13 protein-coding genes are annotated in these 16,245 nt (G+C 50.4%); 4 read left to right on the top strand and 9 right to left on the bottom strand.

The window, feature by feature from the left end:
* Window positions 1-159: 159 nt before the first annotated feature.
* From yajC to scfA, 5 genes are all read right to left on the bottom strand, one after another.
* Complete coding sequence (yajC, locus tag DW739_RS09405; protein WP_022359870.1) at window positions 160-435, bottom strand: preprotein translocase subunit YajC; 276 nt, start codon at window positions 433-435, stop codon at window positions 160-162.
* A 17-nt stretch (window positions 436-452) separates the two neighbouring features.
* Window positions 453-1,589, bottom strand: coding sequence for a tRNA guanosine(34) transglycosylase Tgt (tgt, locus tag DW739_RS09400; protein ID WP_118742954.1), 1,137 nt, complete (start codon window positions 1,587-1,589; stop codon window positions 453-455).
* Between the two features lie 17 nt (window positions 1,590-1,606).
* The gene (secD, locus tag DW739_RS09395; RefSeq protein ID WP_118742953.1) at window positions 1,607-3,769 is read right to left on the bottom strand and encodes a protein translocase subunit SecD; all 2,163 of its coding nucleotides are present in this window, start codon (window positions 3,767-3,769) and stop codon (window positions 1,607-1,609) included.
* A gap of 19 nt (window positions 3,770-3,788) precedes the next feature.
* The gene (gene scfB, locus DW739_RS09390) at window positions 3,789-5,192 is read right to left on the bottom strand and encodes a thioether cross-link-forming SCIFF peptide maturase (RefSeq protein WP_107001519.1); all 1,404 of its coding nucleotides are present in this window, start codon (window positions 5,190-5,192) and stop codon (window positions 3,789-3,791) included.
* Between the two features lie 185 nt (window positions 5,193-5,377).
* Window positions 5,378-5,524: a six-cysteine ranthipeptide SCIFF gene (gene scfA, locus DW739_RS09385; protein WP_022359867.1), complete on the bottom strand. Its 147-nt coding sequence runs from the start codon at window positions 5,522-5,524 to the stop codon at window positions 5,378-5,380.
* Window positions 5,525-5,860: 336 nt separating this feature from the next.
* Between scfA and DW739_RS09380 the strand changes: the two genes are divergently transcribed.
* Window positions 5,861-6,220 (top strand): TIGR04086 family membrane protein, encoded by a 360-nt coding sequence (locus DW739_RS09380; protein WP_107001467.1) that lies wholly within the window; start codon window positions 5,861-5,863, stop codon window positions 6,218-6,220.
* Here DW739_RS09380 and DW739_RS09375 read toward each other — a convergent pair.
* Window positions 6,155-7,483 (bottom strand): hemolysin family protein, encoded by a 1,329-nt coding sequence (locus DW739_RS09375; protein ID WP_118742952.1) that lies wholly within the window; start codon window positions 7,481-7,483, stop codon window positions 6,155-6,157. The genes DW739_RS09380 and DW739_RS09375 overlap by 66 nt on opposite strands.
* Before the next feature lie 645 nt (window positions 7,484-8,128).
* Here DW739_RS09375 and DW739_RS09365 point away from each other — a divergent pair.
* The gene (locus tag DW739_RS09365) at window positions 8,129-8,971 is read left to right on the top strand and encodes a BadF/BadG/BcrA/BcrD ATPase family protein (protein WP_118742951.1); all 843 of its coding nucleotides are present in this window, start codon (window positions 8,129-8,131) and stop codon (window positions 8,969-8,971) included.
* Here DW739_RS09365 and DW739_RS09360 read toward each other — a convergent pair.
* Window positions 8,901-9,440 carry a signal peptidase II gene (locus tag DW739_RS09360; protein ID WP_118742950.1) on the bottom strand — a complete coding sequence of 180 codons (540 nt, stop codon included), beginning with the start codon at window positions 9,438-9,440 and terminating at the stop codon, window positions 8,901-8,903. The genes DW739_RS09365 and DW739_RS09360 overlap by 71 nt on opposite strands.
* 137 nt (window positions 9,441-9,577) lie before the next feature.
* On the opposite strand from DW739_RS09360, the gene DW739_RS09355 reads away from it, so the two are divergent.
* A complete protein-coding gene (locus tag DW739_RS09355; protein ID WP_118742949.1) occupies window positions 9,578-11,269 on the top strand; it encodes a S8 family peptidase in 1,692 nt (563 codons plus the stop codon).
* A 110-nt stretch (window positions 11,270-11,379) separates the two neighbouring features.
* Here the strand turns inward: DW739_RS09355 and clpX are convergent, their stop codons facing one another.
* Together clpX and DW739_RS09345 are read right to left on the bottom strand one after the other, a co-directional pair.
* The gene (gene clpX / locus DW739_RS09350) at window positions 11,380-12,867 is read right to left on the bottom strand and encodes an ATP-dependent Clp protease ATP-binding subunit ClpX (protein ID WP_118522674.1); all 1,488 of its coding nucleotides are present in this window, start codon (window positions 12,865-12,867) and stop codon (window positions 11,380-11,382) included.
* Between the two features lie 291 nt (window positions 12,868-13,158).
* On the bottom strand, window positions 13,159-14,688 hold the full coding sequence (locus DW739_RS09345; RefSeq protein ID WP_118742948.1) for a trypsin-like peptidase domain-containing protein: 1,530 nt from the start codon (window positions 14,686-14,688) through the stop codon (window positions 13,159-13,161).
* Window positions 14,689-14,978: 290 nt separating this feature from the next.
* Here DW739_RS09345 and DW739_RS09340 point away from each other — a divergent pair, with 290 nt between their 5' ends.
* The gene (locus DW739_RS09340) at window positions 14,979-16,187 is read left to right on the top strand and encodes a class I SAM-dependent rRNA methyltransferase (protein WP_118743027.1); all 1,209 of its coding nucleotides are present in this window, start codon (window positions 14,979-14,981) and stop codon (window positions 16,185-16,187) included.
* The last annotated feature ends 58 nt before the right edge of the window (window positions 16,188-16,245 follow it).

The following is a 16,245-nucleotide window of genomic DNA, read 5'->3' as shown; positions in this document are numbered from 1 at the left end:
GTCGCTTGCGACATGTTTCTGCTTCGCGCGAGTGCGCATCATTGGCACGTTAGTGCCTTTTTGTGTAATAGGGAATTCCAAGGAATTTCCTGTTACACAAAAAAAAGGACCGCCGCCCCCATCGGGAGCTGCGATCCTCTCACTTTCTTACCGTTCTTCTTAGACTTCCGGTTTCTCAACCTGAACGATTGCATCCTTACGCATCGGGATGCGGCAGTTCTTGTTGCTTCCGAACTCTACGATTACAGTATCATCGGTCATATCGATAATCACGCCGTAGAAGCCGCTGGATGTCAGAACGCTGTCGCCTACTGCTACGGTTGCCATCAGTTCTGCCTGTTTTTTCTTTTCCTTGGACTGTGGACGGATTGCCATAAAATAGAAGATGGCAATGATAAATACAAGGTAAACGATCATTCCGCTTGTGCTGCTCATGTGGTATATTTCCTCCTTTAGTTCGATTCACCCATCATGCCTGCAAGTTTCTTTGCTTTATACTCAGCATAACAGTGATGTTCGATCGCGTCGCGAATCTCTTCCATCATTTTATTATAAAAATACAAATTATGCAAGACGCATAATCTCATCCCCAGCATTTCCTTCGCCTTAAACAGGTGGCGGATATATGCGCGGGAGTAAGAACGGCATGCCGGACAGCCGCAGCCTTCCTCGATCGGGCGTGGATCCAGCTCATATTTGCTGTTCAGGAGATTTAATTTGCCATGGTTCGTGTATACATGGCTGTGACGTCCATTCCGAGACGGGTACACACAGTCAAAGAAATCGACGCCCCGGTCTACCGCTTCCAGGATGTTTGCCGGTGTGCCAACGCCCATAAGATAAGTCGGCTTGTCCTCCGGCAGGTGCGGAACGACTGCATCCAGAATCCGATACATTTCCTCATGGCTCTCGCCAACTGCCAGACCTCCGACCGCATAGCCATCGAGGTTCATTTTGCTGATTTCCTTCGCGTGTTCGATACGGATATCCTCGTAAATCGCCCCCTGATTGATACCAAACAGGAGCTGTTTCCGGTTGACCGTATCCGGCAGTGCATTGAGGCGTGCCATCTCATCCTTGCAGCGTGCCAGCCAGCGCGTCGTGCGCTCTACTGATTTCTGTACATAGTCCCGATCGGCAAGACTCGGCGGGCACTCGTCAAATGCCATCGCGATCGTCGAACCTAAGTTGGACTGAATCTGCATACTCTCCTCCGGTCCCATGAAAATCTTGTGACCATCGATGTGGGAGTTAAAATAAACGCCCTCTTCTTTAATTTTCCGCAGTCCCGCCAGGGAAAACACCTGAAATCCGCCGGAATCCGTGAGGATCGGGCGATCCCAGTTCATAAATTTGTGCAGACCGCCAAACTGTCGGATCAGCTTGTCGCCGGTACGGACATGGAGGTGGTAGGTATTGGAAAGTTCCACCTGCGTGCCGATCGTGCGGAGATCATCGGTCGAAACCGCGCCCTTGATCGCCGCCACCGTGCCGACATTCATGAAAACAGGCGTCTGGATGGTTCCGTGGACCGTTTTCATTTCCGCGCGTTTTGCGCGGCCATCTTTGTATAAAATCTTGTATTCCATCTTTTTTCCTATACTTTTTACTTCTCTGCCTTTGCCTTCTTGCCAGCCGGTTTGGCATTCTTCTCCATGCGCTTTTTATTCAGCACATACCAGACAGAGCCGGACAGGCATACGGACGAATACGTACCGCAGATCAGACCTACCATCAGCGGAAGAGCAAACTCACGGATGGAAGATACACCCAGGATGTAAAGAATCAGGACCATGACGAAGGTCGTCAGCGTCGTGTTGATGCTTCGCGTCAGGGTCTGGCTGATACTGGTGTTGACGATCGTCTCAGCGGACTCTTTATTGCCCAGAAGCTTCATATTCTCACGGATACGGTCGAAGATAACGATCGTCGCGTTGATTGAATAACCGACAATCGTCAGCATGCAGGCGATGAACGTCGAACCAACCGACCAGCGCAGCATCGCATAGCAGGTCAGAACAACCAGTACATCGTGCATCAGGGCAAGAACCGCGCCCGCCGCGAACGTGATATTGCTGAAACGGAACCAGATGTAGATCAACATGCAGATCGTCGCAATCGTAACCGCCACAATCGCATCGCGCTTCATCTCCTGGCTGACTGCACCGGAGATACTATCGGCTGTGATCTTCTCTTTATCCACACCAAACTGATCCGCCAGCGCCTGGTTTAACTCCTCGCGCTCGTCCATATTCAGGGTACGTGTCTTGATGATAACCTCGTTGCTTCCGGCTACCTTCTGGGTCTGTGTACCAGCTTCGCCGGTAATCTTCTCTACCACCGGAACCACCTGGGAGGAAATATCTTCCAGAGACATATCCTCGTTAAAGGTTACATTTGTGGAGGTACCGCCTCTGAACTCCATGCTGTAGTTGAGCGGCACACCCAACGAAGACTGATTGTGAATCATACTGCCGACACCTGCCAGAATGATCACGAGCGACAGTGCAAAGTAAAGCTTGCGGAGTTTCAAGAACGGACGCGTCTTCATATCCTTGCGGCATCCGTAGAACTTCGCATCCTCAAAGCCCATCTCATAGAAGCAGTTCAGAGCAAATTTGGTTACAAACAGCGCCGTGAACATAGAAAGCACGATACCGATTGCCAGCGTCGCCGCAAAGCCCTTGACGGTACCGGAACCTCTCCAGAACAGAACAGCTGCCGCAATCAGGGTGGTCACGTTTCCGTCGATGATCGCGGAAAGTGCCTTGGAGAAACCTGCCTTGATCGCATTTTTAACAGAAGTTCCCAGACCAATCTCCTCTTTGATACGGGTGAAAATGATGACGTTCGCATCCACCGCCATACCGATGGACAGGATGATACCAGCCACGCCCGGAAGCGTCAGGGTCACCTCAAATGCTACCAGCAGGATCAGGATCAGGCCCACATACAGGCACAGAGCCAGAGAAGCTGCCAGACCCGGAAGCAGATATACGGCAATCATAAATACAATGACAATGGCAAATCCGATCAGACCTGCCTTTAAGCTGGTGGAGATCGCCTCCTGGCCCAGCTTCGCGCCAACTACGTTGGAACGCAGCTCCTCCAGTTCCAGGGACAGGGAACCGATACGGATCGTGGACGCAAGATTATTTGCCTCTTCATAATCCGCCATGCCGTCGATCTGGCACTGGCCGCCTGTGATCGCCTCACGGACGGTCGGAGCGGAAATAATCTGATTATCATAAATGATATAAATTGGTTTTCCGATGCCATTCGTGGTCGCCTCAGCAAATGCCTGTTTACCTTCCTCGGTAAAGGTCAGGGAAACAACATACGCCTTGGAACCGGTCGTCTTATCCTCGGTCATGCCGGCTTTCGCGCTGGCAACCTGTTTACCATCGAGGATCTGATTTCCTTCAGAATCCACGAAAATCAGGGAACCCGGTTTTCCTAACTCTTCCAGAATCGCGTTGGCATCCGATACACCCGGAATATCTACGTTGATACGGTTATTTCCCTCCTGGTAAACCTCCGCCTCGGTACTGTAATTCTGTACACGCTGCTGGAGCTTGTAGATCGTATCCGCCATATCCTCGGAAGACGGATTTTCTTCTTTCGCCTGATAGGTAATGCTGACACCGCCAGCCAGGTCAAGACCCAGCTTGATCTGATTCATCGTCGAATAGCCGAAATAGCCGAATACGCCGATGGCAATCAGAAGGAGCAGCATCCCCAGGAAGCTTTTTCCTTTTTTGTTCTTCATTCCTCTCTCTCCTTGTTCTCTACTCGTCAGAGCCGTCTGCAAGAGCAGCTTTTATCATGATCGCGCACTCGATACGTTTTTTCTGCATCTCGCACCCGATATCATACGCATCCGTGATGGAACCGTGGAAGTTGTAGGAATTGGCCGCACAGCCGCCGCTGCAGTAAAATCTGGCAAAACAATCCCGGCATTTGTCCTTCGCATAAACATTGCAGAGCTTGAACTCATCGCGGACTGCCGTGTTGGTCACGCCCGTATCTACATTGCCGAGCAGGAAATCTTCATTTCCTACAAACTGATGGCACGGATAGAGGTCGCCCCACGGGGTAACTGCCAGATACTCAGTTCCTGAACCGCATCCGGACAGACGTTTTGCCACGCACGGTCCCTGTGTCAGATCGAGCATAAAGTGGAAGAACGTGAAGCCGCGTCCCTCTTTGTGTCTCTTGACATACTCTGCTGCCAGACGGTCATATTCCTCGAGAATCTGCGGAAGATCCGCCTCTTTGATCGCGTAGGGCTCTTCATCCGGTGCTACGACCGGCTCAACCGACATTTTCTTGAATCCAAGATCGGCAAAATGCAGAACATCTTTGCCAAAATCCAGGTTGTTGTGTGTGAAGGTACCACGCACGAAATAATCGCGGTCTCCGCGCTTCTCTGCAAATTTCTGGAACTTCGGCACGATCAGGTCGTAGCTTCCGGTTCCGTTGCGGAATGGGCGCATCTTGTCGTTGACCTCTTTTCGTCCATCCAGACTGAGCACGACGTTTGACATCTCGCGGTTGCAGAATTCCATAATTTCATCGTTTAACAGAACGCCGTTGGTGGTCAGTGTGAAACGGAATTTCTTGTTGTGCGCCTCTTCCTGGGAACGTCCGTACTCGACTAACTGTTTAACCACCTGCCAGTTCATCAGCGGCTCGCCGCCGAAGAAATCGACTTCTAGGTTCCGGCGGTTTCCAGAATTGGCAATCAGGAAATCCAGCGCTTTCTTGCCGACCTCAAAGGTCATCAGCGCTCTGCGTCCATGATACTCGCCCTCTTCTGCAAAGCAGTACTGACAGGCAAGGTTGCAGTCATGCGCGATATGCAGGCAGAGTGCCTTGACAACCGTCTGGCGCTTCTTGAAATCCATAACGAAGTTTTTGTAAATGTCAGCGGTAAAGAGTTCTTCCTGATCGATGAGCTCCTGAATGTCCTCAAACGCCTCTCTGATCTCTTCCTGGCTGTATTTCTCTTTTAATGCTGCCGCCGTCTCGTCTTTCAGGGACTGGGCAATCTGAAACGGCTTCTCGCTGTCCGGAATCCGCTCCGATAAAAAGGAAATCACATCGTACAGAAGCGGATCGACCGAATGGACGGAGCCACTGTTGACATCCAGTACGATATAATATCCATTATTTATATACTGATGAATCACTGTCTTTCTCCTTCTATAAGACATAGGCAGGCAGACAACCCGGAACATATGCAGTCCTCTCCTCGGACCGCGCTCCGTCTTGTCTGCCTCCCTGTGTCAACTCTGCGTTTTCTCAGACTCCAGCTCTCCCACTCATGAAAAGCTCTGATTTATCAGAAAACGCCTCATTTGTTTTGTACTGCCAATTAGCGGTTCTGGTTCTCGCAGCTCTGGTTACCTACAGTACAGGATGTCTTACATGCAGACTGGCAGGATGTCTGGCACTCGCCGCAGCCGCCTTTCTTCATGCTGTTCTTCAGTGTGCTTGCGCTCAGTGTCTTTACGTGTTTCATCTCTATGTCCTCCTTCATTTTTTTAGTATATAAAGTCCTACAGATTATATCATATGTTGCCCGCTTGTGCAAGCATTTCAATTTACCGTGTTTCTCACAGATTCCGGCTTTTTTGGAACTGTTCACGGGTAGGCACTTTTGGAACCGAAAGTGCCGTAAGAAAACGTGGTGGCAGCAGGAATTTGCCGTATTGAGATGCGAAGCCACGGCAAATTCCGTTACTGGGCACGTATGCGTGAACAGTAACGCTTGTTTGTAACAATGTTTCATTCTGCAGGCATATTTGTCCTTCTTTGTTCATACGAATAGAAAAAGAATGCACACAGGTATTTTATCATGGAAAAATCAGCTATCCAGATTCTGCTCCGTTCTTCCCTCTTCTCCTACGCGGCAACCGCTGTCTTTCTGCTTCTGCTCGCGTTTGGGATGTACCGGTTTCAGTGGGGTGAAAAGGAAATCACGCTAGGAGTGCGCGGCATCTACATTCTCGCCTGCTTTCTGGCAGGACTCGTCGCCGGAAAGAAAGCAAAAAGGCGCCGGTTCCTCTGGGGATTCTGTGCCGGCGCCCTTTATTTTCTTATTTTTCTAGCCCTGTCTTTTGCGATCCGACAGTCCCTCAAGGAGACTGCCTCATCCCTGCTGCTTTCCTTCGCCCTCTGCGCCGGAAGCGGCACCATCGGCGGTATGTTTAGCTAACGCCGCCTCCGACGGGCTTAACAGGTACAGATGAATCTTATCGATCCGGTTCTTATCCACACATTCGACGACGAGGCGGACGTTTTCCACCACAACCTCTTCTTTTTCCTGTGGAAGATGGTTCAAAAGTCCGATCACCAGTCCGCCAATGGAATCATATTCGTCTGACTGGAGTTCCAGATTCAGGCGTTCATCCAGATCGTCAAGTTTGACCGAACCGTCTACCATGTATTCCCGCGGGGCGATGCGCTGTATGGACTTTTCCTCGTCTCCATCGTACTCGTCCCGGATATCTCCGACAATCTCCTCCAGCATATCTTCCAGCGTGATAAGACCGACCGTCGAACCGTACTCGTCGAGCACGATCACGATGCTGATCGCTGCTTTCCGCATCTCGCGCATCAGCTCAGCAACCTTCTTAAACTCATATGTATAGAGAGGTTTCCGCAGATATTTCCGGACAGAAAAGCCCTCTTCCCCGCCTTTTAAGAAAATATCCTTGATGTTCAGAACACCGATGACATTGTCCGTCGTCTCCTCATAGACCGGGTAACGCGTGTATTTCTCACTGCGGAATACCTCCATCAGCTTGTCATACGTCGCATCCACGTCCACAAACGTCATGTTGACCTTCGGAAGCATGACATCGCGCGCCACGGCGTCCCCAAAATCAAACACATTGTTGATCATCTTCTTCTCTTCGGACTCGATGACGCCCTCTTCGTGGCTGACCTCCACGATCGTCCGCAGCTCATCCTCCGTGATGGACTCGCCCTTTGCCTTCACATCCACGCGAAGCAGCTTCAACACTAAAAACGAGAGCTGGTTGACCACAAAAATGACCGGTGTCAGCACCGTCATGATATAATAAATGATTTTAGCGAACCGAAATGCAATCCGCTCAGCCTGTATAGTCGCAACCGTCTTCGGCGTGATCTCGCCGAAAATCAGGATTAAAAGCGTCAGAATGCCCGTCGCAATCCCTACGATCTTGTTACCCCAGATGTGGGTGGCAAGAACCGTCGCAAGAGAAGACGCATACAGGTTTACCACATTGTTGCCGATCAGAATCGCACTCAGCATTTTGCTCGGATCCTCTATGATCTTCAATACATACTCTGCCTGCTTATCGCCATTCTCCGCCAGCGTCCGCACCCGGATCTTGTTGACCGTCGTCAGCGCCGTCTCCGTCGAAGAAAAGAAAGCCGACATCAAAAGCAGAAGTATCAAAATCAATAGCTGTATCCCATCACCAGAACTCAAAAAACTCAACTCCTATCTCCCCATGTAGGGGATTACTCTTTTTTAAGGTTGATTCTACCGTATTTCATAGGTTCTGTCAATAAATACAGGCTTGCATTTCCATACTTCTGCCGTCTCCGGGAGTTTGACCGTTGAATAATAGAAAAATACCTTGCAGGCCGCATAGAACCTGCTTTTTTTTGTGTCAAAAAAATTCGGAGTCTTTTTATATTGCAAAAAGCTATATTAATAACGAGGGAAAAAGTACATCTGTTAATGTGCGTAAACTGGGAACACTTAAAGAACTCCTTATTAAACATGGACCTCATACTCTCTGCTCCACCATGCCTGATATCCCGTATTTTCGGTCACTATTTCCTTATCATTAAAGCATATTTCAGTCTCTGCCGGAATCTCAACAAAGCTTGGGCGTGACATATAAATCTTTATGTTATCCATTTGAAATATCATTTTAAGAACATTCGGACCACATTCTTCCATTGCACTTTATTTTACTTTACCCTATAATGTTTATAAAAACAATCCAATTCTTACAGTCATAAAAGATACAAACCAGCGTTACTGTTCACGGATAGGCACTTTTGGAACCGAAAGTGCCGTAAGGAAACGCGGTGGCAGCAGGAATATCATAAAGGAGATAAGCAAATGAATTTATCCCTCGGAATCGACATCGGCAGTTCCAGCACCAAGGCGGCGGCGCTGGATGCGCATGGCACTCTGCTTGGTACGCTTCAGGTTCACGCGGATGACCCGCGCACCTCGGCTTACGGTGTTCTCGGGCGTTTCCTGGATCAGCAGGGCGCTTCGTTTGACGATGTTGAAAAAATCGTCCTGACCGGGCTCGGTTCGACGTATTTCCATGAAAATATCTTCGGCATCCCGACCATCCATGCCCTGGAGCTGGATGCCATCGGGCGCGGCGGCTTATACCTGTCCGGGCTTGACGAAGCGCTGGTGGTCAGCCTTGGAACCGGCTCTGCCTTTATCCGCGCTTCCAGGACAAACGGCTTCCGTCATCTGGGCGGAAGCGGTGTCGGCGGTGGGACACTTGTCGGCATGGCGGAGCGCTTTCTCGGCGTCACCGACATTTTTGCCCTCTCAGAGATGGCGCTGCGCGGCAATAAGGCCATGGCAGATCTCCGCATCGCCGACGTGCAGGAGGAAGATGTTCCGGGACTTGCCGCCGACTTAACCGCCGCCAATTTTGGGCGAATCAAAAGCGGCGCCTCGGATGCTGACCTGGCTGCCGCTCTTTTCAATATGATTTATGAAAATGTGGGTGTGATGGCGTCCCTGGCGCTCAGCCAGGACACCACCCGAAATGTCGTCCTGACCGGTTCTCTCGCCAGCCTTGCACCTGCCGCAAAGACCTTTGACATTTTCAATCAGATGCACGATGTCTTTGGAATCGACTATATCATTCCGCCTCATCCGTCTTTCGCCACGGCAGTCGGAGCGCTTTTATGTGATCCTCTGCCGGAGAAGTAAGATCACGGACGGCTCCCAGCAGATCGGAGGCTGCGATCAGGGCGCTTCCTGCGAAGATAAAAAAGTCTCCCAGATTAAAGACGACCTTTTCCAGGTATTTACACCGGATGCTGAAATAATCTACCACATAACCGCGTTTGAGGCGGTCATACAGGTTACTTAAACCACCCGCCGTGATGAGGGCAAACCCGATCCGATCGGCTTTTCTGCCTTCGTCCCGGCACAATAACCATGTCAGAATGCCCGCTGCCGCCGAGGTAAAGACAACCGGCACCATGCGAACCAGTTCTTTCTTTTCTTTTTTTACCCCAAAACAGAAACCGTCGTTGTGATTGCGGTACAGGCGGATCTTTCCATGGCTTTTTTCCATGTCGCGCGGAAAATCTTCCGGTTTCTGGGCTTCTATGTTTTCCTTGCAGAAATAATCGATGCCGAACAGGGCAGCTATCATATACAGGTATTTTTTCATAAGGGCACCTCCTCATATAAATGTCATTATCTAACTTATATTTATTATAACAAGTTTTTCCGACAGAGTATAGGGAAGCTTTCGTATTTTACCGCATATCTTATCTTAAATTCTAAAAAATCTCTATGGAAAACGCTATGAATTGTTCTTCTCTTCCAGACAACCAAACCGCCGATTTTATCGAACGTTTTTTTCCTTTTACCTATAACCAGATTTTGGAAAATGATTCCGGCTGCTATGATTTTGTCAATCATGAGTATGTGATCTGGCACCGGTCTCTGGCGGAGGCGCTGCCGCTCTCAGTCCAGCAGTATGGCTATGACTCGATCCCGAATCTTTATACCATATTAGATACATCCAGCCTGGACAGCGCAGGAATTTCCCGGACCGCAGAACAGCCATTCCTGGGAAACAAGGGGCGCGGGACGCTGATTGGGATTGTGGATACGGGGATCGATTATACAAATCCCTTGTTACGCGATCCGGATGGAAGCACGCGCATCGCCGCCATCTGGGATCAGACGGTTCCGGGCGCGGGGCTTAGCACGCCGGATCCGATCGATGCGCTGCACTACGGAAGTGTCTACCAGCGTTCCCACATCAACGAGGCGCTGCGCTCGGAAGATCCGCATTCCATCGTCCCCACCTCGGATCCTCTCCGCCACGGCACGCAGATGGCGCTGATCGCCGCCGGTTCCGAAGATGCCGATGCTTTTTTCTCCGGGGCGGCGCCGGAATCGGAACTGGTCGTTGTCCGCTTGAAACCAGCCAGAACCTATCTTCGCGATTTTTTTCTGATCCGCGAGGATGCCATCGCCTTTCAGGAGGACGACATCATGCTCGGAATCAAGTTCCTTCTTTATATTGCCAGGCAGGAGAAAAAGCCCCTTGTGATCCTGCTGGGTCTTGGCACCAATACCGGAAGCCACAGCGGCACTTCGCCGCTTGGTCTATATCTGAACAGCCTGTCGCGCGCCAGCGGGCAGATTCTGGTCGCCGCCGGAGGCAATGAAACCGGGCGCGGGCACCATTTTCGCAGTGTATTTCCTGCTTCCACCTCCTATGAGGATGTGGAACTGCGGGTCGGTCCCAGCGAACGGGGATTTACGCTGGAACTGTGGGCGCGTGAATCGGAGCTTTACAGTGTCGGATTTTTATCCCCCTCCGGCGACGAAACGGGACGCATCCGGCTCTCCGGCGACGAAGAACGCCGGATTCCCTTTCTTCTGGAAGGAACGACCATTCACCTCAACTATACCAGCTCCGAGCTGGCGACCGGAAGCGAACTGATCCTGATGCGCTTTGATGCCCCCGCCGCCGGAATCTGGAAAATCCGCGTCTACCACACGCTCTCGATTCAGGGTGAATACCATATGTGGCTGCCGGTGCACGGCTTTATCTCGGATGAAACCTTCTTTCTGCGCCCGGATCCGGACACAATCATCACCGATCCGGGCAATACAGCAGCCATCATCACCACCGCCGCCTACAGCCACCAGACGGGCGGGATCTATCTGCATTCCAGCCGCGGTTTTACCCGCACCGGAGCTATCAAGCCCGACCTTGCCGCCCCCGGCGTCCGGCTCCCGCTTCCCGATTATCAGGAGGTAACCGGAACCTCATTTGCCGCCGCCATGACCGCCGGAGCCGCCGCGATCCTGCTCTCCTGGTCTGCCTATACGCCATCAGCCCCGCGGATCAACACCTCGATTGCCAAGGCGTTTCTGATCCGCGGGGCTGACCGCCGAAATTCCATCGAATATCCCAGCCGGGAGTGGGGGTATGGGACGTTAAACCTATATAACTCTTTTTTATCCATGAGAAGTTAATTAACTTCTGCTGTTTTCTCTTCACACACAAATTGCTTTTCCGGATCCTTACATCGCTAACTTTCACCACATCCATGACACCGTTCACCGATCATGTTCCTGAAAAGCTATTACCCCCGCATCTCTATCCGCGGACCGCCCTTCTTCTCCAGATACGGGCGCGTGATCACAACGGATCCGATATTCGGATCTTTCGGGATCTCATACATGATATCCATCATAAAATCCTCTAAAATTGCACGCAGCGCACGGGCACCCGTATCTTTTTCCAGCGCCCGCTCAGCGATCCACTCCAGTGCATCGTCCTCAAACACAAGTTTGACCTCATCCAGCGCCAGCAGGCGCTCATACTGCTTGAGGATCGCATTTTTCGGTTCTTTCAGAATCCGCATCAGTAATTCCTTTGTCAGCCCCTGCAGGCTCACAAGCACCGGCAGACGTCCGAGAAACTCTGGAATCATGCCAAAATTCCGCAGATCTTCCGTTGTCACCTGGCTCAAAATATCCGGATCATTGTCAAATTCATCCTTCAAATGGGAGTTGAAACCCATCGTGGAACGCTTTTTCAGGCGCTCCTTGATGATATCATCCAATCCTGGAAACGCGCCGCCACAGATAAACAGGATGTTGTTCGTATCCACAGTCGCCATCGGCGTGAGCGCATTCTTCTGGTTTGAGCCGACCGGCACCTCTACCTGGCTGCCTTCCAGAAGTTTTAAAAGCTCCTGCTGTACCGACTCACCGCTGACATCGCGGCTCATCGTATTTTTCTTTTTCGCAATTTTATCGATCTCATCGATGAAAATGATGCCGTGCTCAGCTTTCTCCACATCATTTCCAGCCGCTGCCAGAAGCTTGGAGACTACGCTTTCTATATCATCTCCGATATATCCAGCTTCCGTGAGCGCCGTCGCATCCGCGATCGCCAGCGGCACATCCAAAAGCTTCGCCAGTGTCTTGACCAGGTACGTTTTTCCGCTTCCGGTCGGTCCCAGCATCAGGATGTTGGATTTCTCAATCTCCGGCTCGCCGCCCTGCATCTGCATTCCCTGTGCCGCCGCGTTTTCCGCCTTTTCTTCCGTATTTTCATTTGCCCGAAGCTCGTCCTGCTGCCGGAGAATCACGCGCTTATAATGGTTGTAGACTGCCACTGAAACTGCCCGTTTCGCCCGCTCCTGCCCGATCACATACGCATCCAGCTGCGCCTTGATCTGGTGCGGTGCCGGAACATCCTTCATCGTCAGAAATTTCTCCGCGTCTTTTGCCTTGCTCTTTTTCTTGATCTTATTTTTCTCTGGAATCTCTGTATTCGGCATCTGCATGCCCGCAAAATCATTGAGATTCATGTTCATAAACGGCATATTTTGAAGCTTGGAAAAGTCCATGCCCGACTTGGAAATCGAGTCAAATGCTTTCTGCATACACTCATGGCAGAAATTCATCCCACCCGGCATCGTGATCATCTCTCCCGCCTTGCTCTCCGGGCGGCGGCAGACGTAGCAGATTTTCTCGTAATCATCCGAATGATCTGTACTGGTTTTATTTGTATCTGTTTCGTTTATATTGGTTGTCGTATCTATATTCTGGTTATCACTCATATTTTTATATCTCCTCCAATCTGAAAGCACCTTTTCATTTTATCATAGCTTGTGAAAAACGTAAATCATAACAGCAGCCGTCATTTCGTTTTAAAAATAAAAAAATTTCCTATGAAACAAAAAGACAGATGAATCACCGCCCTCTCTGATTACAAGAGGATCTACCGGCGGTTCACCTGCCTTCTTTTCTATATCTTCCTGATTTTATTCATTTCCGCTTCGCAACAGTTCCGTATCTTCACCGTTACGGGCAAATATCCATTCCAGCCCACTTCGCTGATGGGATATTTTCTATCTTCCCAGTTTTCTCTGCGGACTTGCCTGTGATTCACTCCGACTCTCGTTCTGGCTATCCTGGCTCTGCGGCATATCGCTCTTGGAGCCCAGTGTAATCTGTACGTTTCTCTCGACATATTTGCCATTTTCCAGACTCTGTACCGTCATGGTAACGGTGGAACCTGCCTTATAGTAAGTCAGCAGTTTCTTGAGATCATCACCATTCTTTACCTTTTCACCGTCAAACTTGGTGATAATATCACGCTCCCGCAGATCCGACTTGGATGCCGCGCCGCCCGCAACAATCTTGTATACATAGATACCTTCCGGCATGCCATACGCCTGCGCCATCTGGCTGTCGATATTCTGAGGCTGGATTCCCAGATATCCCTGCTCATTCTCATCGACAGCTACCTTCGTCGTCTTCGTCATCAGGTCGCTGATAATATCCTTTGCCTGTGAAATCGGGATCGCATAGCCGATGCCCTCAACACTGGTGTCCGAATACTTCGCCGCATTGATGCCGATAACTTCACCGTTCATATTTAAAAGTGCGCCGCCGCTGTTGCCTGGGTTGATCGCCGCATCGACCTGCAGAAGTGTCCGCTCTACGTCGTTGATGGTTAGCTTTTTATTTAAAGCGCTGACATAACCGACGGTAACCGACTGCCCCTGTCCCAGTGCGTTACCGATTGCCACAACCCCCTGTCCCAGCTTCAGGGAATCAGAATCGCCCAGATCGGCTGCCTTAATCTGTTTTCTCGTTTCTTCCGGTATATCCGAAAGCTGTACGGCAATGACTGCCAGATCCGAATCGGAATCAGTACCTTTGACCGCTGCCTTAACGCTCTGGTTATCAATAAAGGTAACCGAAAGTTCCTCGGAATCTTCAACGACATGGTTATTGGTAATAATCAGAAGTTCCGTGTCATTCTGTCCGGCAATGATTCCGGAACCGCTGCTCGGCACCTCGTACTGCTGCTGACCAAACAGCCAGTTGTCCTGTGTATAAATCATCTTGTTGTTGATCGCTACAACGGACGGCATCGCTTTCTCTACAATCGAAGAAACATCGTTGCCAATGGAGGCCTGCGTTTTAGTGCCCGCATCTGCCTGTGTCTCCTGGGAAACCTGACCGATCGTTTCCTGTGCGGTCTCACCCGGAAGAAGCCGGTTTGAAAGTGCATTCACGCCGACCATGGTTCCGCCTGCCACACAGCCAAACAAAATGCCCGACATCACAAGTGCCGCAATTTTCTTACCAGTATTCTTAGAGCCATGTCCCCGGCCACTCCGTTCTTCCGGAATATAGCTGCGTTCTGGCTGCTTCTCTGCATTCTCTTTCGGATCTGCTCCGGCTGCTGCCTCCGGTTCTCCATCGAGACTGCCCCGGTAACGGGAATCATGATAACCGCCATAATCGGAAGTTTCTTCTTTTTTAGCAGTATCGTTATTCTTTTCCTCATAAGCGCTGTCCGAATAAGCGCCCTCCGTATAATCTACATCCTGATCGTGTCTCTCATTTCTTTCATTCTCGTCATACATATATTCATACCTCCTGTTCTCAGGAATCACAGCTGCGTACTGTCCATTTTGCGAACCTTCCCGCAGCGGATTGTTCATACTCTTATATTCTGTCTCAGGCTTTCTGCCCTCTCTCTGTTTACATGAGATAGTCTATCAGTTATTTGTGATGTAATTGTGAAAATAAAATCATAAATCTGTGAAGCTTAAAAACATCTCTCGGTTTTCACTTGTCAGTCCTTCTCTCCTCTTGTATACTTAATGAAAGAAACGAATTTTACATTTTATATGAAAGGACTGTTACATCCATGATGAATACACAGGCAGTTGTCCATATCCGCAAAGGCGAGGCTCGTTCCCTGAAAGCCGGCGGTATGTGGATCTATGATAATGAAATTGAACGAATTGAGGGCGACTTTGAAAATGGCGATATCCTTCGTGTCGAAGATTTTGACGGTTATCCGCTCGGATGTGGTTTTATCAACACCCGCTCCAAGCTTACCGTGCGGATGCTTTCCCGCAAAAAGGATACTGTCATCGACGATGCTTTTATCGAAATGCGCGTCCGCAATGCCTGGGAATACCGCCGTCAGACAGTTGATACCAGCAGCTGCCGCCTGATTTTCGGCGAAGCAGATTTCCTTCCGGGCATCGTGATCGACAAATTTTCCGATGTGCTGGTCGTTGAATCCCTGGCGCTCGGTATCGACCGTCTGAAACCGCTGATTCTGGAAAAACTCGTCAAGGTGCTTGAGGAAGACGGCATTCATATCCGCGGTATTTACGAGCGCAGCGACGCTAAGGTCCGCTTACAGGAGGGCATGGAGCGCTATAAGGGCTTTATCGGAGAACCATTTGATACAAAAGTAGAGATCGTTGAAAATGGTGTCCGCTATCTGGTAGATGTCAAGGACGGGCAGAAAACTGGCTTTTTCCTCGACCAGAAATACAACCGTCTGGCAATCCAGCGTCTCTGCCCGGGCAAACGCGTTCTGGACTGTTTTACCCACACCGGCTCCTTTGCCTTAAATGCAGCCGTCTCCGGCGCCAAAGAGGTCATCGGCGTGGATGCGTCCGAACTTGCCGTCGCACAGGCGCGTGAAAATGCAGAGTTAAACGGTGTTTCCGGCACTACCACCTTTCAGTGCGCGGATGTCTTTGACCTGCTTCCGGAATTAGAGGCAAGAGGTGAGCAATTTGACGTCGTGATCCTCGATCCGCCTGCCTTCACAAAATCCCGCAGCTCGGTCAAAAATGCCATCAAGGGCTACCGCGAGATCAATATTCGCGGTCTGCGTCTGGTAAAGGACGGCGGCTACTTCGCCACCTGCTCCTGCTCCCATTTCATGACGCCGGAGCTCTTCACAAAGGCGATTCAGGAGGCAGCCCGCAGCGCCCACCGCCGCCTGCGCCAGATCGAATACCGCACCCAGGCAGCCGACCATCCGATTCTGTGGGCGGGGGATGAGACGTCCTATTATCTGAAGTTCTACATTTTCCAGGTTGTGGATGAAAAGTAAAATCACAGAATATTTGTAAGACTATAACCAAGCAATATGAACTGCTATTATAAATCAT

The organism is Clostridium sp. AM28-20LB, from assembly GCF_003480665.1.
Lineage (GTDB): Bacteria > Bacillota > Clostridia > Lachnospirales > Lachnospiraceae > Otoolea > Otoolea fessa.
The sequence above is the reverse complement of the archived record's forward strand: the minus strand, read 5'-3'. Positions and strand labels throughout refer to the sequence as shown.